This is a genomic window from Bifidobacterium longum subsp. longum JCM 1217 (genome assembly GCF_000196555.1).
GTDB lineage: Bacteria > Actinomycetota > Actinomycetes > Actinomycetales > Bifidobacteriaceae > Bifidobacterium > Bifidobacterium longum.
The window spans coordinates 184,300-209,420 of the sequence record NC_015067.1; the positions used below are offsets into that span (position 1 = coordinate 184,300).

At 60.8% G+C, this 25,121-nt stretch carries 19 protein-coding genes, 1 other RNA gene and 1 pseudogene; 16 read left to right on the plus strand and 5 right to left on the minus strand.

Features of this window, described 5'->3' with window-relative positions:
• Positions 1-345: 345 nt before the first annotated feature.
• Both BLLJ_RS00740 and BLLJ_RS00745 read left to right on the plus strand, forming a co-directional pair.
• Positions 346-1,110: an aspartate kinase gene (locus tag BLLJ_RS00740; RefSeq protein ID WP_007051616.1), complete on the plus strand. Its 765-nt coding sequence runs from the start codon at positions 346-348 to the stop codon at positions 1,108-1,110.
• Between the two features lie 55 nt (positions 1,111-1,165).
• Positions 1,166-1,732 (plus strand): ACT domain-containing protein, encoded by a 567-nt coding sequence (locus BLLJ_RS00745; protein WP_007051615.1) that lies wholly within the window; start codon positions 1,166-1,168, stop codon positions 1,730-1,732.
• An 81-nt stretch (positions 1,733-1,813) separates the two neighbouring features.
• Here BLLJ_RS00745 and asd read toward each other — a convergent pair whose 3' ends face one another.
• Positions 1,814-2,908, minus strand: a complete 1,095-nt coding sequence (asd, locus tag BLLJ_RS00750) for an aspartate-semialdehyde dehydrogenase (protein WP_007051614.1) — start codon at positions 2,906-2,908, stop codon at positions 1,814-1,816.
• A 167-nt stretch (positions 2,909-3,075) separates the two neighbouring features.
• Between asd and BLLJ_RS00755 the strand changes: the two genes are divergently transcribed.
• The 3 genes from BLLJ_RS00755 (at position 3,076) to BLLJ_RS00760 (ending at position 5,497) form a co-directional block, all read left to right on the plus strand.
• Positions 3,076-3,696, plus strand: coding sequence for a DUF5701 family protein (locus BLLJ_RS00755; RefSeq protein ID WP_007051613.1), 621 nt, complete (start codon positions 3,076-3,078; stop codon positions 3,694-3,696).
• Between the two features lie 73 nt (positions 3,697-3,769).
• Positions 3,770-3,940, plus strand: a complete 171-nt coding sequence (locus BLLJ_RS11235) for a hypothetical protein (RefSeq protein WP_007051612.1) — start codon at positions 3,770-3,772, stop codon at positions 3,938-3,940.
• Positions 3,941-4,030: 90 nt separating this feature from the next.
• Positions 4,031-5,497, plus strand: coding sequence for a metallophosphoesterase family protein (locus tag BLLJ_RS00760; RefSeq protein WP_007055558.1), 1,467 nt, complete (start codon positions 4,031-4,033; stop codon positions 5,495-5,497).
• Between the two features lie 120 nt (positions 5,498-5,617).
• On the opposite strand, the pseudogene BLLJ_RS10835 reads toward BLLJ_RS00760, so the two are convergent.
• Positions 5,618-5,804, minus strand: a pseudogene (locus tag BLLJ_RS10835) (transposase); the annotation flags it as partial.
• Between the two features lie 184 nt (positions 5,805-5,988).
• Between BLLJ_RS10835 and leuA the strand changes: the two are divergent.
• Complete coding sequence (gene leuA, locus BLLJ_RS00765) at positions 5,989-7,905, plus strand: 2-isopropylmalate synthase (protein ID WP_013582336.1); 1,917 nt, start codon at positions 5,989-5,991, stop codon at positions 7,903-7,905.
• A gap of 71 nt (positions 7,906-7,976) precedes the next feature.
• Here the strand turns inward: leuA and BLLJ_RS00770 are convergent, their stop codons facing one another.
• Positions 7,977-10,160 carry a transglycosylase domain-containing protein gene (locus tag BLLJ_RS00770; protein ID WP_007057597.1) on the minus strand — a complete coding sequence of 728 codons (2,184 nt, stop codon included), beginning with the start codon at positions 10,158-10,160 and terminating at the stop codon, positions 7,977-7,979.
• Between the two features lie 432 nt (positions 10,161-10,592).
• Between BLLJ_RS00770 and ffs the strand changes: the two genes are divergently transcribed.
• The 8 genes from ffs to BLLJ_RS00810 all read left to right on the plus strand — a co-directional run bounded on the left by ffs (position 10,593) and on the right by BLLJ_RS00810 (position 21,232).
• An RNA gene (ffs, locus tag BLLJ_RS10065) (signal recognition particle sRNA small type) lies at positions 10,593-10,687 on the plus strand.
• A 71-nt stretch (positions 10,688-10,758) separates the two neighbouring features.
• Positions 10,759-11,910 (plus strand): phosphatase PAP2 family protein, encoded by a 1,152-nt coding sequence (locus tag BLLJ_RS00780; RefSeq protein WP_007055559.1) that lies wholly within the window; start codon positions 10,759-10,761, stop codon positions 11,908-11,910.
• A 123-nt stretch (positions 11,911-12,033) separates the two neighbouring features.
• A complete protein-coding gene (gene topA / locus BLLJ_RS00785; RefSeq protein WP_013582338.1) occupies positions 12,034-15,120 on the plus strand; it encodes a type I DNA topoisomerase in 3,087 nt (1,028 codons plus the stop codon).
• A 277-nt stretch (positions 15,121-15,397) separates the two neighbouring features.
• Positions 15,398-16,018 carry a dTMP kinase gene (gene tmk, locus BLLJ_RS00790; RefSeq protein WP_007055528.1) on the plus strand — a complete coding sequence of 207 codons (621 nt, stop codon included), beginning with the start codon at positions 15,398-15,400 and terminating at the stop codon, positions 16,016-16,018.
• Positions 16,015-17,166, plus strand: a complete 1,152-nt coding sequence (locus tag BLLJ_RS00795; protein ID WP_007051603.1) for a DNA polymerase III subunit delta' — start codon at positions 16,015-16,017, stop codon at positions 17,164-17,166. Before tmk ends, BLLJ_RS00795 begins: the two co-directional genes overlap by 4 nt.
• 118 nt (positions 17,167-17,284) lie before the next feature.
• Positions 17,285-17,839 carry a YbhB/YbcL family Raf kinase inhibitor-like protein gene (locus tag BLLJ_RS00800; protein ID WP_007057741.1) on the plus strand — a complete coding sequence of 185 codons (555 nt, stop codon included), beginning with the start codon at positions 17,285-17,287 and terminating at the stop codon, positions 17,837-17,839.
• A 142-nt stretch (positions 17,840-17,981) separates the two neighbouring features.
• Positions 17,982-19,583, plus strand: coding sequence for a C69 family dipeptidase (locus tag BLLJ_RS00805; protein ID WP_007051601.1), 1,602 nt, complete (start codon positions 17,982-17,984; stop codon positions 19,581-19,583).
• A gap of 131 nt (positions 19,584-19,714) precedes the next feature.
• On the plus strand, positions 19,715-21,232 hold the full coding sequence (locus BLLJ_RS00810) for a formate--tetrahydrofolate ligase (protein ID WP_007055561.1): 1,518 nt from the start codon (positions 19,715-19,717) through the stop codon (positions 21,230-21,232).
• A 303-nt stretch (positions 21,233-21,535) separates the two neighbouring features.
• On the opposite strand, the gene BLLJ_RS00815 is transcribed toward BLLJ_RS00810, so the two are convergent.
• The gene (locus BLLJ_RS00815; RefSeq protein ID WP_013582339.1) at positions 21,536-21,883 is read right to left on the minus strand and encodes a phenylpyruvate tautomerase MIF-related protein; all 348 of its coding nucleotides are present in this window, start codon (positions 21,881-21,883) and stop codon (positions 21,536-21,538) included.
• A gap of 201 nt (positions 21,884-22,084) precedes the next feature.
• Here BLLJ_RS00815 and BLLJ_RS00820 point away from each other — a divergent pair, with 201 nt between their 5' ends.
• Positions 22,085-22,621, plus strand: a complete 537-nt coding sequence (locus BLLJ_RS00820) for a GtrA family protein (RefSeq protein WP_007051598.1) — start codon at positions 22,085-22,087, stop codon at positions 22,619-22,621.
• Between the two features lie 47 nt (positions 22,622-22,668).
• On the opposite strand, the gene BLLJ_RS00825 is transcribed toward BLLJ_RS00820, so the two are convergent.
• On the minus strand, positions 22,669-24,114 hold the full coding sequence (locus tag BLLJ_RS00825; RefSeq protein WP_007054697.1) for an MFS transporter: 1,446 nt from the start codon (positions 24,112-24,114) through the stop codon (positions 22,669-22,671).
• Positions 24,115-24,375: 261 nt separating this feature from the next.
• Between BLLJ_RS00825 and BLLJ_RS00830 the strand changes: the two genes are divergently transcribed.
• Positions 24,376-25,035, plus strand: a complete 660-nt coding sequence (locus BLLJ_RS00830) for a histidine phosphatase family protein (RefSeq protein WP_007051596.1) — start codon at positions 24,376-24,378, stop codon at positions 25,033-25,035.
• The last annotated feature ends 86 nt before the right edge of the window (positions 25,036-25,121 follow it).

Here is a 25,121-nt window from a genome sequence, read left to right on the forward strand (position 1 = left end):
TTGACCCATCGTTCCCAACACAAAAGGAAAAGGCCCGGGCTGCGGGACCGGGCCTTGAAAAGGAGAGAGGAAGAAGAAGGTATTCAGTTATGGGGTCTGCGGAAACCTCGCCGGTTTGCTTTCGTTTGCCGGTAATTGATAGTTAACCGCTCGAATCTCAAAGGATGGATGCGGCTGCCTCAAAGAACCACCGGTGAAAACTTGAATATTTGCTGAACAACGTAGGCCATGCCCGTGTCCACATGTCGGCGCGGGGTCGCGGGGTGAACGCGGCAACCTTTATAATCGTTGCGTTTGCGTAGAATATTGAGCAAACTCCCCCTAAGAGAAGAACAAAGGACAGCAGTGGCTCTCATCGTGCAGAAGTACGGCGGTTCGTCGGTCGCCGATACCGAATCGATCAAACGTGTGGCCAAGCGCGTTGTTGAGACGGAAAAGAAGGGCAACAAGGTGGCCGTGGTGGTCTCCGCCATGGGCGACACCACCGATGACCTTATCGATCAGGCGCTGAGCATCGACTCCAACCCGCCCGAGCGCGAGATGGACATGCTGATGACCGCAGGCGAGCGAATTTCCATGAGCCTGCTGGCCATGGCCATTCACGCCGAAGGCAGCCGTGCCCACTCCTTCACCGGTCAGCAGGCCGGCTTCTTCACCGACGCCCGTTACGGCGCGGCCCACATCAAGGCCGTGAGACCGGACCGCGTGAAGAACGCGCTCTCATTGGGAGACATCGCCATCGTTGCCGGCTTCCAGGGCATCAACGCCAAGGGTGACGCCACCACGCTCGGCCGCGGTGGTTCGGATACCTCCGCAGTGGCGCTTGCCGTGGCGCTCGGTGCCGATATCTGCGAGATCTACACTGACGTGGACGGCATCTTCACCGCCGACCCGCGTATCGTGCCTTCCGCCCGCCGCATTCCGTCCATCGATTACGAGTCCATTCTGGAGATGGCGTCCTGCGGCTCCAAGGTGCTGGCACTGCGCTGTGTGGAATACGCTCAGCGTTTCAACATGCCGCTGCACGTGCGTTCCTCGTTCTCCCGTCGCCCCGGCACATTGGTGGTGCCCGACGGCATTGACCCGCGTACGCTGCCGAACCTCGACTGAGCGCGGCTACAGCGAACGATAATCGTAAGTAATTTCAAGCAAGACAAGGCAAGACATGACTGAAGAAGAAGCGAAATCCATGGGCGACCTGTTCCCTGACCTGGGCCCCGAGGCACCGGTGATTTCCGGCATTGCCCACGATCGTTCCGAGGCGCTGGCCACCGTGCGTGGCGTGCCGAACGAGCCGGGTATGGCCGCCAAGGTGTTCACCGAGCTGGCCACCGCCGGCGTGAACGTGGACATGATCGTGCAGGCCGGCGCATCCGTCGGCACTGCGGACATCTCCTTCACCGTGCCCGAATCGGCCGTCAAGCAGGTTCAGAACACACTGCTCGACAAGCAGGAAGTGCTGGGCTACCACTCCTTCGATGTGGACACCAACGTAGGCAAGGTGGCCGTGGTGGGCGTTGGCATGAAGACCCATGCCGGTCTGGCCGCCAAGTTCTTCCAGGCCCTGAGCGATGAGGGCATCAACGTGCTGATGATTTCTACCTCCGAGATTCGTATCGCCGCGCTCGTGCCGCTCGATCAGCTCAACGACGCCGTCAAGGCGCTGCACACCGCATACGGTCTCGATGCCGATCAAATCGAAGCCGTGGTGTACGGCGGTACTGGCCGCTGAGCCACTGAGCCGCGTTTTTGCGGTATATACGACGAAAGCCCTCCTTGCGGAGGGCTTTCTCAGTTTCGGACTCAGTTTTAACTACTTCTTGGTGATGTAGCCGAGAGCCTTGAGCATTTCGGCGCATTCAAGGGCACCGCCGGCTGCACCACGCAGGGTGTTGTGGGCCAGACCCACGAACTTCCAATCGAAGATGGAATCCTCACGCAGACGGCCGATGGAAACGCCCATGCCACCCTCGTAGTCCACGTCGAGCTTGACCTGCGGGCGGTCATCCTCGGTGAGGTACTGGATGAAGTGCTTCGGTGCGTGCGGCAGCTCCAGCTCGGAAGCCTTGGACGTGTAGTTCACCAGACGGTCGATGAGCTCTTCCTTGGTGGCCTTCTTGCCGAAGTTCAGGAACACGGTGGCGGTGTGGCCGTTGAGCACGGGCACGCGGATGCACTGGGAAGTGATCTTGAGGTCGCCGTCGAACGGCACGATCTCGCCCTTGGCGGCGTCCACATGGCCGAACACCTTGAGCGGTTCCTTCTCAGACTTTGCTTCCTCACCGGAGATGAACGGGATGATGTTGCCCACCATCTCGGGCCAGTCCTTGAAGGTCTTGCCCGCGCCGGAAATCGCCTGGTAGGTGCTCACAACCACCTCGCGCGGCTCGAATTCCTTCCACGCGGCCAGCGCCGGCGTGTAGGCCTGAATCGAGCAGTTCGGCTTGACGGCGATAAAACCACGAGTGGTGCCCAGGCGCTTGCGCTGGTGCTCGATCACCTCGAAGTGCTCCGGGTTGATCTCCGGCACCACCATCGGCACGTCCGGGGTCCAGCGGTGGGCGCTGTTGTTGGAGACCACCGGGGTCTCGGTCTTGGCATAACGCTCTTCAATGGCGCGAATCTGGTCCTTCGGCATGTTTACCGCAGAGAACATGAAATCAACACCAGAGGCCACGGACTCGGCATCGTCGCCATCGACGACCACCATGTTCTTGACATATTCGGGCATCGGGGTTTCCATCTTCCAACGGTCGCCGACAGCCTCGGCATACGTCTTGCCGGCGCTGTGCGCGGAAGCGGCAAGCGTGACCACCTCGAACCACGGGTGATTCTCAAGCAGCGTGATAAAACGCTGACCGACCATACCGGTGGCACCAAGGATGCCGACCTTCAATTTTTCGGACATGATGACCTCTATGACCTCTGGGTTTCGATGGATTACTTACGTCGGACGGCCGTCATGCGGGTGGCCGTAAAACAATGCAATTGTACGAAACACGCGGAACAACGGCAGTGGTCTTCCCAGATGGTGGCTGCCCAATGAAGCGAAGGCGATGTTCTACACTGGTAGCCATGTCTATCGCATCAGTAGAGGCCCAAAAACAGCTCGACCGTATCGTGGCTCTCGGCTACCCGGATGTGGCGGATATTTCCGCCGCCGCATTCCGCTCGCTGGCCCGACCTCTGATCGGGGCGCTCGAGCATTCCGATTTGGGATCGAACATCCTGCTGGTGCCCACGCGTGAACTGGTTTCGCCTGAGTCGCTGATTGCACGAACCTCCATCAATCGCATGGCAGGCTTCACCACCATGCCGCCGCGTGACATCGCCAGCTTCCTGCCTCAAGACGGCTTCATGCCGCCGGAAGGCCCGTTCTATCTGGTCGTCAATCCGCACACCGGCACGTGCTATGTCAATCGCGAGCCGGATGTGGCCCGCAAACTTATTGACTCCGATGAGCGCCTGCCGCTCACCCTCGAGGAAGGCTTGGCCATCGCCACCCAGCACCCGGAGTGGCTGCTGGAAAAGAACGGCTTCAATCTGCTCGGCTCACGCTCCGCAGACGGACGCGTGCCGAGCATCTGGATGAGCCAGAACGCACCGCGACTGGGAGCCGTCTGGCCCAATTCCCGCCATACTTGGCTGGGCAACGCGTATTGCACGGCCCGTCGCGGGGTGAGTCTGTTCCGTTAAAGCGATTCTCCTCAAAAGACAAGGTCGGCAAGGTGGATGGCGACCGCCCGTTGTCGGCGCATGGGGAACCGTAATGAAAGTCAATAAGGATGGCACCTTCTCCGGCTCCTACCACGACTCGGATATGGGAGCCACGGGAGACGGCTATCTCATAGGAAACGACGTCGATACGCTGAACGGCAAAGCATTGCTCAACGTGACGAGCGGAGCGGATAAGGGATACACGTTCTACGATTTCTCGTAGTGATTCAGCTGCCGTGCGGAGCGGCGGGGAACGTGAAGGACCGGCGCGTATGCTGTGCGAAACAGCATTACGTCCCTAGACTGGTGAGGCATGACGAACCTGCGATTCCGCGAAGACGGCAGCTTCCGCGTGCTGCAGATGGCCGACATCCAAGACGGCCCCAACGTACTCCCCGATACCATCCGCCTTATCCGTGAGGCCATTCGCAAAGCCGACCCGGATCTGGTGGTGTTCACCGGCGACCAGATTCGCGGTTACGATCCTGCCTACATCGACACTTTCCTGCGCCGCCGTGGCGAGGAACCGGGCGCTCGCGTGCGTGCGGTCACCGAAGTCGAGGCCAAGCTGCGCGGAATCAAGCGGCGGGCCAGAAACCGCGTGAACAATCGTCTGCTGGCCATGAAGTCTGACGGCAGCAATCCCGACGTCCAACAAACCGCGTCCACCGCGTCCACCACGTCCACGCTGGTCTACTCCACAACATCCGATCCACAGGATGTGCCGACGACTTTGGACGAGCTCATGGACGAGACCCGTGACAAAGTCCGCCGCACGTTTGCCGGCTTCCTTGGCCCGGTCATCGAAGCGGAAGTGCCGTTCGCCGCCACCTACGGCAATCACGATTTCCAGTGCGGCATCCTGGCCGACGAGCAGGACGGCATCTACCGCGAATTCCCCGGCTGCCTGAACCCGGTCGACAGCCTCGAGCCAGGCACTTTTGCCCTGCCCATTGAGGCTTCCGACGGATCCGGGCGCGTAGCTATGTCCGTCATGATGGTGAATTCCGGCGATTACGCCGGCAAGCCTGAAGAGAACGACGCCCAATACCCGGCCTATGTGGTCAATCCGCGCGGTCTTGATTTGGCTGATTCCGATGGGTATGGCACGCCAAGCCCCGAGGCGATCGATTGGCTGGGAGCCGTACAGTCCGAACTTGGCGAACGCAACGGCGACGGTAAGCCGGTGCCTGCCATCGCCTTCCAGCACATTCCGCCGCAGGAATTCTACGATTGCCTCAAAGAGGTTCCCGCATGGACGCCGAACGCGGTGGAAGGCGCACGTACCCACGCCGGCCATTGCTACGTGCTCAACCATGAGATTTGCCGGCCGGGATCGCGGCTGGGTGAGGCGATTGGCTGTGCGGACGAGAACGTCGGTGAAGTGGACGCCTTGCGTGAGGCAGGCGGCTACTTCGCGCTGTTCTGCGGTCACGATCACAAGAACGCCTTCGTGGGCCACGCGCATGGCATTGATTTGGGCTACGCGCCTACCTGCGGATTCGAATGCTATGGTCCCAAGTCGCGCTATCGCGGCATCCGCCTGTTCGAATTCCATGAAAGCAACCCGGCCGGCTACGTGACCCGCATGCTCACCTGGGGTGATCTGGTGGGCCGATACTCCAGCAACGAGGTGCGCGTCTGGTTCGAGGACCACTGCGTGACCGGTGCCATCAGCATGCGTAACGAATTGCGCCGCCCGCAGGTATTCGCAGTGCTGTCCGGTGCCATGAGCCTCGGTTTTATGGCCGTCATCCGCTCGTTGGTGAAGAAGCGGTGACGACCATAAAACCGGTCAATACATCAATTCTGCTGATACGGCCTGAATGCGGAATAGGTGGCATCCTCGTCGTATAGCAGGTTATCGGGCTCTTCCGATTTTGGCGTGTAGGGGCATGTGTCAGAGGTGGGTTTGGATGGCGTGTCTGAAGCCGCCGGCGTGCAGCAGGCTTCTGGTGATGTAGTTGTCGAGGTTTGCGGAATCCCAGGGCTATGCCCCTGAGGGTCTCGAGCCTTCCGTTGATGGCCTCGGTGGGCCCGTTCGCGCTGTGCTCCCAGTCGAAGAACGCGAGGACGTCGCCCATGCGCCCCCACGCATAGCTGTAAGTAGTAGTGCTGCGTCGGAACGCTAAGTGTGCTGGCGTATTGTGAGATGAACGGGATGTTGGAATGGGCCGTCGCTAGGATAGAGGAAGTTATGCATGTTACCAATGCGTAAACGAATATCCAATAAGCGATTGTATGAATGGTTCACACAGTAAAGGAGGAACAATGGGTCAGGATCAATCATCCGTTTTTGATCTCGCAGCGGTAGCCGCAGCGTCCAATGGGGGGAACAACGACCCGCTGCTGCCTCCGGCGCGATTCATTGGCGATCCGCAGAAGCCGAGTCGTATGCCGTACAACAAGTACGCCGCCTACGACAAGCAGATCCCGTTTGATTACCCGGAGCGTACGTGGCCGGGCAAGCGACTGCAGCGCGCGCCGCGCTGGTGCTCCGTCGATCTTCGCGACGGCAATCAGGCCCTCGTCAACCCGATGGATTCCGAGCGCAAGCTGCGTTTCTGGAACCTGCTCGTCTCCATGGGATTCAAGGAGATCGAGGTGGGCTTCCCGTCCGCTTCCGAGACCGATTTCGACTTCATCCGTATGCTCATCGAGCGTGAGCTGATTCCGGACGACGTGACCATCGTGGTACTCACCCAGTGCCGCGAGCACCTCATCCGCCGCACTTACGAGGCGCTCAAGGGTGCCAAGCGCGCCATCGTGCACTTCTACAACTCCGTGTCTGTGTTGCAGCGCGAGGTCGTGTTCCGCAAGAACAAGGAGGAGATCAAGAAGCTCGCCACCGACGCCGCCGAACTGTGCAAGGACCTCGAGAACGAGGCCAAGGGCATCGACCTGTACTACGAGTACTCGCCGGAATCCTTCACCGGCACCGAGCCGGAGTACGCCGTCGAGGTGTGCAACGCCGTGATCGGTGTTATCAAGCCGACTCCCGAGCACCCGATGGTCATCAACCTGCCCGCCACCGTGGAAATGACCACGCCGAACGTGTTCGCCGACGAAGTGGAGTACGTCTCCACCCACCTCGACGACCGTGACTCCGTGGTGCTCTCCCTCCACCCGCACAACGACGAAGGCATGGGCGTGGCCGCCACCGAGCTGGCCGTGCTGGCCGGCGCCGACCGCGTGGAAGGCTGCCTGCTGGGCAACGGCGAGCGTACCGGCAACGTCGACTTGGTCACGCTGGGCCTCAACTGGCTCACCCAAGGCATCGACCCGCAGCTTGACCTGTCCAACGTGCCCGAGATTCGCAAGACGGTTGAGTACTGCAACCAGATCAAGATTTCCGAGCGTCACCCGTACGCCGGCAACTTCGTGTTCACTGCGTTCTCCGGCTCGCATCAGGACGCCATCAAGAAGGGTCTCGAGGCTCGTCAGGTGGCCGCCGAGCGTGCTGGCGCCGATCTCGACAGCTTCGTGTGGCTTGTGCCGTACCTGCCGATCGACCCGAAGGACATCGGCCGTACGTACGAAGCCATCATTCGCGTCAACTCGCAGTCCGGCAAGGGCGGCATGGCCTACCTGCTCAAGACCAACCACAATCTTGACCTGCCCAAGCGTCTGCAGATCGAATTCGACAAGATCGTGCAGAACTACGCTGACACGACCAAGAAGGAAGTCAAGGACGAGGATATCTGGCGTCTGTTCAAGGACGAGTACCTGCCGGTCGAACAGTCCGGCATGACCGCCGCCGGTGTGGTTGTGGGCGATACTCATGACGCCTCGCTCGTGCCGTGGGGCCGCTTGAAGCTGCTCAAGGTGGCCGTCAGCTCCGGTGAGGATGGCTCCGACACCGTGCTCAAGGCTCGTCTGCTCGACCGCGGCGTGAACGTCGGGGTCGATGCGCCCGTGGAGCGCGAGGTCTCCGGCATCGGCAACGGTCCGATCGCCGCTTTCCTCAACGCCATTTCCAACTTTGGCGTTGACGCCTCGATTATGGATTACGTGGAGCACACCATGTCCGTCGGCACCGACGCCATGGCCGCCTCGTACGTGGAATGCCAGGTCGGCGAGGCCGATGACGCGCAGATCGTGTGGGGCGTCGGCATCGATTCGTCGATTACCACTAGCGCCCTGAAGTCGATTATCTCCGCCATCAACCGTTTCCAGCGCAAGCGCTGAGCGCTAGCAGAGCAAAAACAAGGCTCCCTCTGATTGCATCAGAGGGAGCCTTGTTGTCTGTGTTTTACTTACTACTGGGTGACGCCGTTGGTGCCGGTGTTCCCGCCGGTGCCTCCGGAATTACCATTATCGTTGCCGGTATTGTTCCCGTTGTCACCGCCGGTATTGTTGCCGGCGTTGCCATCTCCGCCGGTAGTGGTGCCGGGATAATTCGGGCACTCGGTGGAATAGCTCGGATTGGCGAGGCACTGCTGGGCGAACTCCTGAGCCTGCTGTTGCTTCTTGGCTTCCTCTTCGGCCGCCTTCTGCTGTGCGTCCTGCTCAGCCTGCTTCTGCGCGTCTTCGGTGGACTGCTTGTTGGTGTTGTTGGACAGGCCGCTGCTCTGTCCCTTGCCCAAGCCCCAAGTGCCGTCGGAGCCGCCGATCTTGCCGTTGTCTTTAGCGGTCGGGAACTGCTCCGCCTCGGTGCCTTGCAAGGCCTGAGCCATGAACTCCTGGAACAGGTGGGCGGGGTATCCAGTGGAAGAGACGCCGTATCCGGAGAAGGCTGGCACCACTTGCGGATTGCCCTTATCGTCCGGATTCCAGATAGCCCACACATTCATCATGCTGGGGGTGTATCCCACGAACGACGAAGCCATTTCGTCGTTGGCGGTACCGGACTTGCCGGCGACGGGCCGGCCCAACATGCTGGATGTGCCGGCCGCCGTACCGTACGTGGTGGTGCCCTGCATGGCCTTCTGTACCAAAGCGCAGTCGTTGGCATCGAACACCTTGGTGCCGTTGCTGGGCGCGTTGTACATGTCCTTATTGTTGGAATCAAGCACTTTGGACACCATGTGCAAGGTGTTCTTCACGCCATTGTTGGCGATGGTCGAATGGCCTTGCGCCAAATCCCACACGGTCAGGGCGTTGATGCCCAGCACGTTGTACATGGAGTTTTCATCGATATCGCCCTGAATGCCCGCTTCATGGGCGATTGCGGCCGTGCGCTTCGGCGTCAGATGCTCATTGACGTTCATGAACACCGTGTTCACCGAGTTGGCGGTGGCCTGATACAGATTGATGTTGCCCCAGTTGTTCTCCAGAGCGTTGTTCACCTCTTGATCCAAGCCGGTGAAGTGCTGGTGGGAATTGCCGTTGAACAATGTATCGAAGCTGACGCCGGATTGCGCGGCCCCCAGCAAAGCGAACGGCTTCATAGTCGAACCCGGTTCGAATACGGCCTGATCGGCATTGTTGAGCTGCTTGGACAGATAATCTGAACCGGCGTATACGGACAATACTTCACCGGTCTTCGGGTCCAGCGCTATGCCGCCGATTTGCAGGGATTCAGGCATGTCGTCCAGACGGGTGTCGCCGATGGACTGCATAAGATCCTGCTTGCTCTTGTCGATGGTGGTGATGATCTTGTATCCGCCAGTATCCAAATCCTCTTTGGTAAAGGCCTTGGACTGCACCAGCTCGCGGCGCACCATATCCAGCAGATAACCGTTCGGCCCCGCGTATTCGTTCTGCTGCGCCACCGCGGCGGTCTGCGGGAACTTGGCATCAGTGTGCTGCTTGGCAGTGATGTAACCATCCTCCTGCATGATGTTCAGCACACGCTTGAAGCGCGATTTGGCCATATCGGCGTTATCGGCCGGATCCCACGTGGACGGTGACGGAATAATGCCGGCGATCATCGCCGCCTCAGACAGCGTCAGATCCTTGGCGTCCTTATTGAAGTATGCCTTGGCCGCTGCCTGGATACCGTAGGAGTTGCGGCCCAGATAGATGGTGTTCATGTAATTGCACAGCACCTCGTCCTTGGATTCGGTCTGCGCGATTTTGATGGCCATGATGGCCTCGCGCGCCTTGCCCACATAGGATGTGGTTTCGCCCATGTAATACCGCTCGGCATACTGCTGAGTGATGGTGGAACCACCTTGGCGCGTGCCCTTGGTCACATTATTAATGAATGCGCGGGCGATGCCCTTCAGATCAAGGCCTTTATCCGTGTAGAACGTACGGTTTTCGGACGCCACAATCGCGTTGCCGATGTAGTCCGGCAGCCCCTCGCAAGAGATGATTTCACGATTCTGCTCCGCGTAGGAGCCGATCGCGGTGGTGCCGTCCGCGTAATACACGGTGGTTTTCTCGGCCAACGCGAACTTCTCGGGTTGCGGGACCTCAGTGGTGGTGTACAGGTATGCGAATACTGCGATACCGGCCAGCAAGCCCAGTCCAATCAGGGAGAAGAAGATGCCCAGCACCCATTTCAGTACACGGTGCTTGCCTTTTCCTGTGTTCTTTTTCTTCCTGTTCGGGGCTCGATGGCTATTGGAAGCCTTGTGGCTTGCGTGGCGGGAACGGCTCTCCTGGGGCGTATAGGGGCCCTCCTGTGCGGAGTGGCCGGCTCTGCTTTGCGCGGTGCGCGGTTGCCTCAGAGCGGGGCCATTGCCTCCCGAATGTGCACGACGAGTATAAGAAGCCATGGTGTCCACCGTAACTGTTGGCCTTGAACAATCGTTTGACGTGAGCGTAGCCACACGCGTTTATGCCGGTATTTTTCCGGAATTCTTACAATTGGGCACGCTTCTTGATGCTGCATGAATATTGCCTGAATGCGCTGGTTGGCCTGTCGTGCGACCCGGCGCGCACGTTTCGTGTCGCTGCGCTGGTCCATACGTCTCCATAGACTTATCCCCAGCCTCCACGCGGCGCTATGTCACCCAACTCCCCCAGGGCAGGAATGCAGCAAGGGTAAGTGGCCTCTGACGGGTGCGTGGAGGTTTTCTTTATGTGCGGATTTGGCTGTGAGCTGGCACTAGCGTGGTCCCCTGTCCGGGGCGCGGCCGTACAGTCGAACGTATGAATGACGCACAGACCCCTAGAATTCGCGACCCGCATGCGGCGGTCAATCTGGTCGGCTCAGGCGCAGCACAGCCTGACTCGTCGTCGAACGTTGTTGACCCATTGGCTGCGCTCGGCCCGGTCTCCGGTTCAGATGCATCGGCATCCACATCAGGCTCCTTACGGGATTTCAGGCCGCTGGACATGGACGATGCGGATGGGGCATCTGATATCGACCGCGGCTTGGCCCGGCTTGACCCGCTTACCGTGCGCCCGCGAATCTCCAGCCGCGTACTGTGCGTGGTATTCGGTCTGCTCCTGATCGCTATCGGCTTCGGCGTGTGGTGGGGGTGCGTGTTTACCGAAAACGGACAATCGTACGACGAACTGGTCTGGAAAAACCTGCACAACGATGTACCGTCCTGGGCCACCGGCGTGATGAACGCCGTCGCACAATCCTGGCTGGTTATCGCTGTCAGCTGCACAATTGCCGCAATCGGCATTATTACGGCGCTGATTCGACGCCGCTGGTGGTTGGCCGGGCAAATCGCCGTGTTCGCCGTGGTCTGCTTGGCCGTCACCCGTATCAAGGGTCTGTTGCCGCGTCCGTTCATCATCAACACTGAATCGCCTGCCGCTAATTCCGCGCCTTCCGGTCACACGATGCTGGCCGCAGCCTGTGCGGTGATTCTGCTGCTTACCGTGCCTCGTGCGGTTCGAGCTTTGGCGGGCGTCATCGGCGTGGTTTGGGCGGTGACCGTCGGTGTCTCCGTGATATACGGACAATGGCATCGCCCTTCGGATGTGGCGATGTCCATCCTGCTGGTGGCGGGATTGGCCCTGCTCGCTCTGGCAGTTACGCGCAAGTCCGGCATGGACGAGCCGGGTCGCCGCGTCTCCTCAGTGAGCGTGCAAATCGTCGGCAGCGTGCTGATTACCGGGGGCCTGCTGTTGCTCGCCTACAGCGGTTATGTGATCTGGCAGGTGGTGCCGGGGCTCAATGTCAGCGCCAGCTGGGCGGTTCAGGGGGCGAATGTCAGCGCTGTTGTGGGCATTGCGGGTGTGGCCATGCTCGCATTCGGACTGTTGCTGGCCCTGCGTCAGATCACTGCAGCGCCCTTAAGCCGGCTGGGTCTGATCGGCGCTCCGCCGGCACCGCCCAAACGGTAAAACATGGGGTGCGAACGGCCGAATTTGCCCGGCACAACGGCGGAATTTGGCAGTTGGACATGATTCATGAGTATTATGACGCCAGAAACGTCGTGTGTTTCGCGCAATACATAAGGAGTGGGTATGGCTACCAAACTGGTGATTGTGGAGTCTCCGACCAAGGCCCACAAGATCGGTGACTACCTGGGCAAGGGGTACACCGTCATGGCGTCGGTCGGCCATATCCGAGACCTCGCGCAGCCCAGCCAGGTGCCCGCGGCAGACAAGGCCAAGTTCGGCAAGTTCGGCGTGGACGTCAACGACGGGTTCAAGCCGTATTACATTGTCGACGGCGACAAGAAGCGTACGGTCAGCGAACTCAAATCGGCCCTGAAGAACGCCGATGAACTCTATCTGGCGACTGATGAGGATCGCGAGGGCGAGGCCATCGCGTGGCACTTGGTGCAGACCTTGAAACCCGAGGTGCCGGTCAAGCGCATGGTGTTCCACGAGATCACCAAGAACGCCATCAACGCCTCCCTGAACAACACGCGCGATGTGGATGGCAATATGGTCGACGCACAGGAGACCCGCCGCATCCTCGACCGTCTGTACGGCTATGAGCTGTCGCCGGTGCTGTGGCGCAAGGTGGGCCCAGGCCTGTCCGCCGGCCGCGTGCAGTCCGTGGCCACCCGCCTGATCGTGGAACGCGAGCGCGAACGCATGGCGTTCAAGCGCGCACCGTACTGGGATATCGTCGCCACGCTGTCCGCGCCTGACGCGCTGGGGGAGCGTGCCGAATTCTCCGCCCGCATGATCGCGCTCGGCGGCAAGCGACTCGCCGGCTCCAAGGATTTCGGTGCCGACGGCCAGCTGACCCCGGACGGGTTCGCGGCGAACGTTCGCCAGCTTGATGAGGCTGGTGCCACTGCCGTGGCTGAAGCGCTGAGGACCGCCGATTTCACTGTGATGTCGATGGAAACCAAGCCGTACCGCCGCCGCCCGCAGCCGCCGTTCACCACCTCGACCCTGCAGCAGACCGCCGGCAATCGCCTCGGCATGGGTGCTCGCGCCGTGATGCGCGCGGCCCAAAGCCTGTACGAGAACGGCTACATCACCTATATGCGAACCGATTCGGTGACGCTGTCGCAGGAGGGCATCACCGCCGCCCGCAACGCCGTCTCCTACCATTTCGGCGACAAGTTCCTCTCCGCCGAGCCCAAGCAGTACGCCACCAAAACCGCTGGCGCGCAGGAAGCCCACGAGTGTATTCGCCCGGCGGGCTCGCGCTTCCACGACCCGGACGAGCTGGCTTCCAAACTTCCCGGCGACCAGCTGCGCCTATACACGCTGATCTGGCAGCGCACGCTTGCCTGCCAGATGGCTGACGCCACCGGTTCCACCGCCACCGTGCGCCTGTCTGCGCCGGCCGGCCCCACCGAGGGCGAGGCCGTGTTCCAGGCGTCCGGCACCGTCATCGAATTCCCCGGCTTTATGAAGGCCACGGGGGAGGGGCGCAAGCCCAAGGCCGCCGCTCCCGGCGCTGGGGCTGGCTCGGACCAGGCTGCTGCCGCCGGCAAGACGGACGCCAAGGCCGTCAGGGGTGACGCCTCCGAATCCAACACCTCCCTGCCGCCGATGAGCGTCGGCCAGCAGGTCGAGGCAAGCGACATCGAACCGGACGGCCATGAAACCCAGCCGCCGGCCCGCTACACCGAGGCCACGCTGGTCAAGACGCTGGAAGCCAAGGAGATCGGTCGCCCGTCCACTTACGCGAGCATTATCTCCACAATCATGGATCGCGGTTACGTATACGAGCGTGGCCGTGCGCTGATCCCCAGCTGGCTCGCCTTCTCCGTGACCAAGTTGCTCGAGACGAACTTCCCCAAGCTGGTCGACTACCAGTTCACCGCCGAGATGGAAAACGGCCTTGACCGCATCGCCCACGGCGAGGAATCCGGCCGCGACTGGCTCACCCACTTCTACTTCGGTTCCGGCGAGGGCGCCGCCCGCAACGCCGACGAGGCGCACGAAGGCCTGCAACAGCAGGTCGCGCAGCTCGGCGAGATCGACGCGCGCGCCATCAACACCATCGACATCGGCGACGGCCTGCACGTGCGCGTCGGCCGTTACGGCCCGTATCTGGAAGACATGGAGCATCTGGACGCCGAAGGCAACCCGAAGCGCGCGTCTCTGCCGGACACCATCGCGCCGGATGAGCTGACGGTGGCCGTGGCCCGCGATTTGATCGACAACCACTCCGGTGGACCGCGCGAGCTGGGCGTTGATCCGGTATCCGGCGGTACCGTCGAGGTGCGCAATGGGCGTTTCGGCCCGTATGTGGCGTTGGTGCCGCCGGCTGAGGCTTCGGCTGGCGCTGCTGGCGATACTGCTGGTGCTTCTGCGGCCAAGAAGGGTTCGAAGAAGGCCGCGGCCGCCGCCGCGTCGCGCCCGAAGATGGCCTCGTTGTTCAAGACGATGAGCCCTGAATCGCTGTCGCTGGAAGACGCGCTAAAGCTGCTGAGCCTGCCGCGCGAAGTGGGCACATACGAGGAAACCAACGCCGAAACCGGCGAGGTATCCGAATGCACGGTGGCCGCCAACAACGGTCGCTACGGCCCCTACCTGACCAAGACGGGTGCCGACGGCAAGTCGGAGACCCGCTCGCTGGCCTCGGAAGACGAGATCTTCACGGTCGATATCGACAAGGCCAAAGAACTGTTCTCGCAGCCCAAGTACGGCCGCGGGCGTGGCCGTGGTGCCGCCAAGCCGCCGCTGCGTGATTTGGGCAAGGACCCGAACACCGGCAAGAACGTGACCATCAAGGACGGCCGTTTCGGCGCGTACATCACCGATGGCGAGACCAACCGCACGGTGCCGCGTCAGTACACGCCTGAATCCATCACCCCTGATGACGCCTTCCGACTGCTCGCCGAAAAGCGTGCGGCTGGTCCCTCCACCCGTGGCCGTCGCGGTGCTGGGCGTGCTGGTGGCGCCAAGGCCGTTGCCGGCAAGGGCAAGAAGGGCGGTACCTCGGCTGCGGTTTCGGCGCAGGAGGCCAAGCGCGCCGAACGCCGTGCCGAAGTCAAGAAGTTGGCGAACAAGGGCTGGTCCAACCAGCGCATCGCCGAAAAACTCGGTTCCACCCCCGCCACTGTGAAAAAGGACGTCGACTGGCTGACCGCCAACGAGGGCTACGAGCGCCCCGCCGTAATTCCCAAGCGTGGCTGAGCGGAATTATTGCTCTACTTGCGTTTCAAGGGGCTGATTTCTCGTTTTGAGAATATCTACTTGCGTTTCAAGGGGCTGGTCATCTGCTGAACCACGAGTATGAACGGCTCCGCGCCAACGTCATTCCGCCGTTTTGGAACGTTGTCTACTTGGGCAACAGCCCCTCGAAACGGAAGTAGACCTTCAGAAAAGACCAAATCAGCCCCTTGAAACGGAGGTAGAGCTGGTTTAACTGCCTGTTGGGCGCAACTCTGCGCCTAACGCTAAGGTCAATAGCATGAGCGGTCTGTTTGTTTCGTTTGAAGGTGTCGATGGCGTGGGCAAGACCACGCAAGTCGAGCGGCTGCATGCGTATCTTGAGGCTCAGGGGCGTACCGTGGTCGTTACCCGTGAGCCGGGAGGCACTGCGTTAGGCAAGGCCATTCGCCAACTGCTGTTGCACGGTGTGGATGGGGGCGCAGTCGACATCGCACCGCGCGCCGAGGCGCTGCTATTCGCTGCAGACCGAGCCCAGCACGTTGCCGAAACCATCCGCCCGGCATTGGAGCGCGGTGAAGTGGTGATCACCGACCGCTATTTAGACTCTTCCTTGGCCTATCAGGCCGGTGGCCGCGAACTCACGCCAGAAGAGATTCGATCCTTAAGCATGTGGGCCACCAACAACCTGCTGCCCGACCGCACGTATTTGCTGGATATGGACCCAGCCCTGTCCCACCATCGCCTCGAACACGCGGAAGACCGTATGGAATCGGCCGGTGATGACTTCCAGTCCCGCACCCGCCAGGCCTTCTTGGACTTGGCCGCCGCCGAGCCGAATCGTTTCCGCGTTATCGATGCGAGCCAGAGCATTGAAGCGGTATGGGCTGCCATCGAATCCGACATCAAGGAGCTCGCATGAGCGTATGGGATTCACTAGTCGGCCAAAAGCCGGTAATCGACATGCTCAGTCGTATCGCGCAGGGCGACCCGAGCCAGATCACCCAGTCGTGGCTGATCTGTGGACCTCCCGGATCGGGCCGTTCCAACATGGCCCGAGCATTCGCGGCGGCGCTGGAAAGCCCGGATCACGGCATGAGCGCTGAGCCCACGCGCGTCACCCAGCAGGTGCTTGCCGGCACGCATCCGGATGTCACGGTGCTGACCACGAACAAGGTGACTATTGGTATCGATCAGGTGCGTGAGATCATCACTACCTCCGAGCAGATGCCCGCCACCGCACCGTGGCGCATCATCATCATCGAAGACGTGGATCGCATGCTTGAGCGCACCACCAACGTGCTCTTGAAAGAGATTGAGGAGCCGGCCGAGCATTGCATCTGGCTACTGTGCGCGCCCAGCGCCCAGGACGTGCTGCCCACCATCCGCTCGCGCACACGCATCGTGAACCTCGCCGTGCCCTCCACCCAGGCGGTGGCCGGATTCCTGACCTCCACCACCAATGTCGAGCCAAAAGTGGCGCAGCGTGCGGCCCGACTCGCCGAAGGCCATATCGGCATCGCCAAGTTGTACGCCACCGACGAACGGGTTATGTCCGACCGCGATGAACTTGTGGTCGGTGTGCTGAATCTGGCCCGTGCCTCGGATGCAGTGTTGTTGGCCGGCAATCTTATCGACAATGCCAAGGCCCAGGCCGAGGCAGACGCGAACCGCATCACCGCCGGTCAGGAAGCGGAATTCCGCCGCATCAACGGACTGGCACCGAGCGACCGCATCCCGCCGAAACTGCGTGGCGCATTCAACCAGATTGCCAAGAAAGACGATGTGAAGCGTTTGGTCACCCGCCGTACGCGCGACGTATTGGATCGTGCGCTGAACTCCATCGCCTCCATCTACCGAGATGTGGCGGTGCTGCAGAACAATGCGGAGGATTCGGTGGGCCTCATCAACCTGGAGAACCGCTCGTCGATCACCGAATTGTCGGTGCGGTTGAACCGGGCCGGTGCCGTGACCCGTCTGGACGAAGTGGCCCACGCCCGCAAGCGCCTAGCCGGCAACGGCAACCCGCTACTGGTATTCGAGTCCCTCTTCTGCGCCCTGATCCCATAACCCGACGCAACTAGCCCCCCTCTGATGAGTGGGGGCTGTCGAGCGTAGCGAGACTGGGGGAGAGACCCCGTAACGCACAGCCCCCAGTACGTCACACATATGAGCGATACTGGGACGTATGAAGATTTCCGCCGATTTCACCGTCATCCCGGACGATTTCGCCAAGGCTGCGGCCCCTGAATATTTCAATGGTGGCGTGCCTGTGGTCTCCTTCCCGTTCTACATCGATGATGTGGATCCCGAGGCCCGCTACCTGCACTGGGAGTTCGTGGACCCGGATTCGATTCCGGTCTGCGGCTTCGAGTGGATTCACTGGTCCGTGGCCAATCTGCCGATTGATGCGCTGATGTACGACTTCAATGATTCGCATGCGTTGGCCATCCCGCCGGACTTCTCCCGTCAGCTGCCGGCCATGATTCCCGAGACCGTGCAGGGGTGCAACTCCTCGGCCTCCAAGTTCTTGGGCCGCAGCACTGACCCGGCGGTGATCATGCGGTACAACGGTCCGCAGCCGCCGGACAAGGATCATGAGTACTACCTGCAGGTGTGGGCCACCAAGAAGCCGTTGCCCGGCTTGAATCAGGGCTTCTGGCTCAACGAGCTGTTGCACGCGCTGCGCAACAGCGGTGAAGTGCCCGACACCGACGGCATCTTCCTGACCGGCAAGGCGTGAGCCACATGAGCCCCCGCAGGCGGGGGCTGTCAGCATCACTGACTGGGGGTGGGTCAGTACAAAACCACCTTCAGTCCGACTTCGTCGTCCAGCTCCCGCCAGTGGGAGCGTGACCACAACAAAGAAAGGACACCATCACACTATGGCCTGCACCACGATTCTGGTAGGTAAAGACGCGAGCTATGACGGCTCGACCATCATCGCCCGCAACGAGGATTCCGCGAACGGCGAGTTCAACCCGAAGCGCTTCATCGTCGTGAAGCCGGAGGAACAGCCGCGCGAATACAAGTCGGTGATCTCCCACCTAACCATCACCCTGCCGGACGACCCGCTGCAGTACACCGCCGTGCCGAACGCGGACCTCAAGGAAGGTATTTGGGGCGAGGCCGGCGTCAACGAGGCGAACGTGGCGATGAGCGCCACCGAAACCCTGACCACCAACGAGCGCGTGCTCGGCGCCGACCCGTTCGTGGAATACACGCCGGCCAAGGGCGATGAGCCCGAGGTGCCCGGCGGCATCGGCGAAGAGGACTTCCTGACCATCGTGCTGCCGTATGTCAAGACCGCACGCGAGGGCGTCCAGCGCCTCGGCGCGCTGCTTGAGGAATTCGGCACCTACGAGATGAATGGCGTCGCCTTCTCCGACTCCAACGAAATCTGGTGGCTGGAAACTGTGGGCGGCCATCACTGGATTGCCAAGCGCGTGCCGGACGAGGCCTACGTGACCATGCCGAACCAGCTCGGTATCGACGAATTCGACCTTGAGGACGCTCTGGGTGACCAGGAAGCGCACATGTGTTCCGAAGACCTTGCCGAATTCATCGAAACCAACCATTTGGACCTCGCGGTGGAGAACACTACCCCGTTCAACCCGCGCGATGCCTTCGGCTCCCACTCCGACTCCGACCACGTGTACAACACCCCGCGCGCCTGGTACATGCAGCGCTTCCTCAACCCGTACGACGAGGTGTGGGACGGCCCGGACGCCGACCACAAGCCCACCTCCGACGACATCCCGTGGGCCCGTCAGCCTGAGCGCAAGGTGACCATCGAGGATATCAAGTACGTGCTGAGCTCCCACTACCAGGGCACCCCGTTCGATCCGTACGGCCAGCTGGGCGATGAGCGCACCCGCCACATGTACCGCACGATCGGCATCAACCGCCAGAGCCAGCTCGCGGTGATGCAGATCCGCCCGTACCGCCCGCAGGCCTCCCGCGCCATCCAGTGGATGGCATACGGCTCCAACCCGTTCAACACGCTGGTACCGTTCTTCCCGAACGTGGACACCACGCCCGCCTACCTTGAGGACACCACTACCCGCGTGACGTCCGAGAACTTCTACTGGGCCAACCGCATCATCGCCGCCCTGTGCGATGGCGCCTTCCGCTCCACGTCCAACGCCGTTGAGCGCTACCAGGAGAAGACCGGTGCGATGGGCCACCGCTTGGTCGCCGCCACCGACGAGCAGATCGCCCGTCTGGGCTTGACGGCCGCCGAGGAAGCCGCGCAGTCCGCCGCTGAAGAGGAATTTGAGGCCGACAACGTGGATGGCGATGTGCAGCCGATGACCCCGGACGAGACCATCGCCGCGCTGCGTAACCCCGAGGTGCGCGAGATTCTCGCCGCCGCCAACCAGACCATGGCCGACCAGCTCAAGGAGGAAACCGAAAAGCTGCTTGACTCCGTGCTGTACACTCGCAGCATGGAAATGAAGAACGGCTTCCACATGTCCGACTTTTAGTCCGTATTGAGCTCCCCTCCCTGAGGGGCTGAGCCGTTAAGAAAACAGCCCAGTGGGCTGTTTTTAGGCGAAGAGGCGGCGACTGCCGCCCCACCACCCCGCCCCATCACACAAACACAGAAAGGCTTTATATGACCACCATCGAAGACTTCACCAGCCAGTACGGTCTGGTCCAGAAGATCGACGCATTCGGCTACATGAAGTACCTGGCCGAGAACCCTGACGCCCCGCGCAAGCACGGCAAGGTGGTGCTCGTCACCGCCGATACGCCGCTCAAGGCATCGCGCGGAGAAGGCAAGACCACCACGACCATCGCCCTGATCGACGCTCTGAACAAGCGCGGCATTGATGCGACCGCCGTGCTGCGTCAGCCGAGCATGGGCATCACCGCAGCCGGTTCCAAGGGCGGTGCCTCCGGCGGCGGCAAGGCTTCCCTGACCCACCCCGAGCTCATCGACTGGGGTCTGTGCGGCGAAATGGGCGCCATCGAGGCGGCCCAGAACCTGCTCGTCTCCTTCGCCGAGAAGGCCATCGATGACGGCAAGCTCGACACGATTCTCGTGCCGCGTGTCTCCGAGGTTCCGAGTCGCTCCCTGCGCTCCACCGCTGTGGACTACGGCAAGGGCAACGTGCCGGAGAAGGTCGTGCTCACGCCGACCTGCGAGCTCATGCAGATTGTGGTGCTCTCCCGCTCGATGGACGAGATTTCCGAGCGCGTGTCCAAGATGATCGCCGGCACCAAGGACGGCAAGGCCGTGACCTTCGGCGAATTCGTGGACCTGTGGCGTATCACTGGCATTTTGGCCGACGCGGTCAAGCCGGCCAAGACCGAAACCGTGAACGGATCACCGGTCTACGTGCACGGTGGCCCGTTCGCCAACGTGTCCATCGGCATTCCGACGTTGGTCTCCGTGGAAATGGCCTGCGCCCTGCATGACGTGGTCATCGTCGAGGCCGGCTACGGCACCGACGCCGGCGCCCAGAAGTGGCTGGACATCGCCTGCCGCGAATACGGCGCGCAGTGGCCGTCCGCCGCCATCGTGGTGACCCGTGCCTCCACCTGGCGCGACGATCCCGAGCTGGCCTGGCGCTACCCGTTCCACGTGCAGCGCCTGGAGAACCTGGACATTCCGACCTTCCCGCTCATCAACCTGTGGGAAGGCGAGGACGATCAGGTTCCGTCCCTGAAGGCCACCGCCGACGAGCTGGGCTTCCGCACGCCGATCATCGGCAACCTGTTCCGCGACGGCGGCGAGGCGCTGGCCCCGCAGCTTGACGGTTTCGTCGACGCGTTGCAGAACGGCTCCATGCCGGCCGAACCGTACTCGCACAAGGGCATGGCCCTGACCGAGAACGCCAAGTGGGTGGCCGAGAACGCCTACGGCGTACCGGCCGAGCGCGTGATTTACAAACCGGGCTTCACCGAGTCCGTGTCCGAGGCCATGGAACTGTGCCAGAGCGCAGGCATCTCGCTGGACGATCTGGCGTTCGTGGCGGTCAAGTCCCCGGCGACCATGACCGACAACGACCGTGCCCCCGAAGAAGAGCGCACCGTGACCCTGAAGAAGGTCGAGGTGCATGCCGGTGCCGGTCTGGTCCACGTCAACCTGACCACCAGCCTCACCACCCCCATGCCCAAGATCGTGTGATGACAGGCACAAGGTGAGGTAACTCGCTTTCGAGGGGCGGATTTCCGGTTTTCCGGAGGTCTATCTGCGTTTCGAGGGGCTCTTCGATTGCGAAACCCGGAGTATGACCATTGAAATTGCAATGTTTATACTCCGGGTTTCTTGTTTTAAAAGCCCCTTGAAACGCTAGTAGAGCTTCTGAATGTTGGAAATCAGCCCCTTGAAACGTAGAAAGCCCGCCGCCGGCGGGCTTTCTACATCTGAGCTTCCCTCTTTGAGGGGAGCTGCCAGCGAAGCTGACTGAGGGGAGCCAGAATACGCAAACTAGAAGTTGCTACCATTCCAGCCCCAGTCGGTGGTGGCGGTGTAACGGATGTAGGTGCGGTCCTCGGGAATGCCGAGCGTGGAGTTCAGCGCGGCCATAATGCTCTCGGTCAGCTTTTCCCAAGCAGAGCCCGGCACAGAGCGGCCGAACACGTTGACTTCCACATAGGCGGCGGGCTGGTCATCGCTACCACCGAAGTAAATCGGCATATTGTCCTCGAACGGGCACATTAGCCAGCCCTCGGACTTGCCCGGCACGGCGGTAATCGCCTTGCCATAGGCAGCCTTCAACGCCTCGCGCTGCTCAGGGGTGGTGGGCACGGACACATGAGTGTGAATAACGGGCATAATTCCTCCTTGATTCGGTTCGCTTCCAGTCTAGCCTCAGCGGTTGCTGTTGAACATGGCATGCGGATGTAGGAAGCTGCTTGCAGAACGGACCGGGGCAAGGCCAATTTGGGGAGATTATTGGCCTTTCCAGCCAATATATGTTCCGCAGTCAGCCCAATAGTGTTGAATACCCTTGTGAGAAAACTGATTGAACAACTGATGAAGTTCGGCATTGTGGGCGTCATCGCCTTTGTTATCGACTGGGGTATTCTCAACCTATTGGTTGGCATATTCCACATGCACAACGTGCTGGCTGCCACCGTCTCTTTCATCATCTCGCTGATTTTCAACTATCTGGCGAGCATGAAATTCGTATTCAAGCATCGTGATGACATGGCGCGCTGGATGGAGATTCTTATCTTCGTGGCGGGCGCTGTAGTCGGTCTGTTCATGAATGACGCGATTATCTGGATTTCCACTTATGGCATGAACCATGATGCCTATGTATCGCAGCATGCCGAATATCTGTTGCGCACCAATATCGGCAAGTTGGTGGCCACTGCCGTGGTAATGATCTGGAACTTCTTGATTCGCAAGTGGCTGCTCGACGATACGCACACCAATGCGATGAACCGTCTGAAGTCCGCTGAAAATCGACTGAATGCCGAGGAGCTTGAAGCCAAGTGGCAGAACAGCTTCTCCCACAAGCTCGGCATCTGGTCCCTGGAACACACGCCCAAAGGCTGGCCGAAGTAGCGTTTTGACGTATAAGCCCCCTCGTCAGAGGGGGCTTAGCTTTTGTCTCACACACTCACTTCAGTCAAGGTCGGCTGCTCGGTGGAGCCCTTGATCTGCTTGAAGCCAATCAGCGCAATCACCAGCGAGACCAGTGCCAAAGTGGTCACCACCATGAAGCCGCCATGCGAGCCCATGCGGTCGATGAACTGGCCGGCAATCGCCGAACCGGCGGAGGAGCCGATAGAATTCATCGCACCCATCCACGCCATGCCTTCGGTCAGGCGGGAAGGCGGCACCAAGTGCAGCATGAGCTGGTTGCCGTTAATCCACGTCGGAGCCTGGCACACGCCGATGATCAGGTAGATGATCATAATCACCCACAGATGCTTGGCGAACAGGAACGTGCTGATGCCGATGTTCACCACGGCCAGGCAGAAGTAGAAGCGCTTCCACAGGGCAATCGACCAGTTCTTCGCGCCGTACACCAAGGCGCCCATCAACGAGCTGATGGAGAAGCAGGCGAATACAAAGCCCGTGTACTGCTTCATATTCGACTCGGTGGCGAATGCGATGATCGAGATGCCTGTAGCCGACTGGAACGCGCCCAAGCCGAACCAGGTGACGCATACCGCAATCAGACCCGGTCCCCAGATGGACGCCTTCTTGCCGGAACGCGCATCGGCGACCGCCTGCTCAATGGCGGCGTTAATCGTGGCCTCATCGGTCACGCCTTCGCGCTCAAGACGGCGGCGAGTCTCCTCGGCTGCGGTCTCCACCTTCAACGCTTCGGCTCGAGCCGCCTCGCGCTCACGGTATTCCTTGCGGGAAATGCCCTCAGCGCGGGCCAGCTGAGTCTGTGACGGTGGCTCAGTGGTCAGCTCGGTCAAGAACATCAGCGCGCCCACCACCACGCACATGCCGGTGAACGAGAATGCCAGCAGACCGGAGATCACGGCCAGTGTGGAAGCCAGTGGATTGCCGATTACCCACATGCATTCGTCCAGCACGCCGCACAGGGAGAGCGCACGGTTGGTACGCTCCTGATCGCCCTTCAGGATTTTGGTCCAGCGCGCGCGGCTCATCGCGCCCCACGGCGGAATAGCTGCCAGGAACGGCGTCAAACAGTACAGCACCCATTCCGGCGCACGATTGGTGATGGATGTGGTCAGCGCGACGGCGGCGACAATCCACACCAGAATCGTTGGAATCGAAACCTGCCGCTGGCCGAACTTGTCGGTCAGCTTGCCGAGCAGCGGCGTGGCCACGGCCAGTGCAATCGCCTGAATGGCGGTGAGCATACCTGCCAGCGAGTAGTTGCCGTAGTAATGCTGCACGGAAATGGTGATGGTCATGCCCACCATCGGGAACGGCATGCAGGCAATCACCGAACCGATGGAATAACGAGCGGTATGAGGTATGCGCAGCAACTCCGCATACCCACCAAAAACTTTGTGACCCACTTCCTTGATGCCAGCCATAATGGTGTTCGAGTTGGACAGGTTGTTGGACATAACAGCACTACGCTCCTTTCCGCTCCCGATTGGATGTTCCCCGCTGACGTGGCGTTGCCGGCGAAGCCCTCATCGAATGATGTGTTGTCCATGGTCGCGCAAAGTTTGCGTTGGATTTCCCTATTCGCATATTTGCGTCACGGATACTCTAATCGTTGGTTAGGGCGCGACACGCGGTAGATTGGAGATATTAAGACAACGTTCTCATGTTCTTCGGCGAACATCGCAAGATGCCCGTAGGAATAAAAAGAAAGGCGGCTCATGAGCGCAACCACCATCCACTTCGTTCGCCACGGCAAGGTCTACAACCCTGACCATCTGCTCTATGAGCGGCTGCCCGACTTCCATCTCTCCGATCTTGGCCGGCGTATGGCACAGGCCACCGCCGCCTATCTGGCCAATAGCCCTCAGACCAATACGATTTCCGCGGTGTATTCGTCTCCCCTGGACCGCACGCGCGAGACCGCCGACGCGATTCTTGACGCGTTGAATCCCGTGCGCGAGGCCCGAGGCGAAGCCCCGCTCATGCTCACCGCCGATGAGCGAGTGATTGAGGCCGGCAACGAGTTCCGCGGCAAGCGTATCGGCCATGGCGAAGGCGCGTTGTGGAAGAACGGCAATTGGAAACTGGTCACCAACCTGTACAAGCCGAGTTGGGGCGAATCCTATCAGCACATTGCGCAGCGCATGGATGATTTCGCACGCGAGAAGGTCGCCCAACACCCCGGCGAACAGATTGTGGTGGTCAGCCACGAATCGCCGATTTTCAGTTATCGCCATTATCTGGAGACCGGCCACCCCGAGCACTGGATGTTCCTGCGGCACACGGCGCTCGCCTCCGTGACCTCGGTGACGTACGACAACGAAACCGGCCGTGTGATGTCAATCACGTATGTCGACCCAGCAGCCAACGTCAAGTAACGGCACACTGGTGAATAGCTGAGCTACAATCTGGGCTCCCCTCAGAGGGAGCCAATGGGACGCACTACAATCAAGTGGTGAACGCA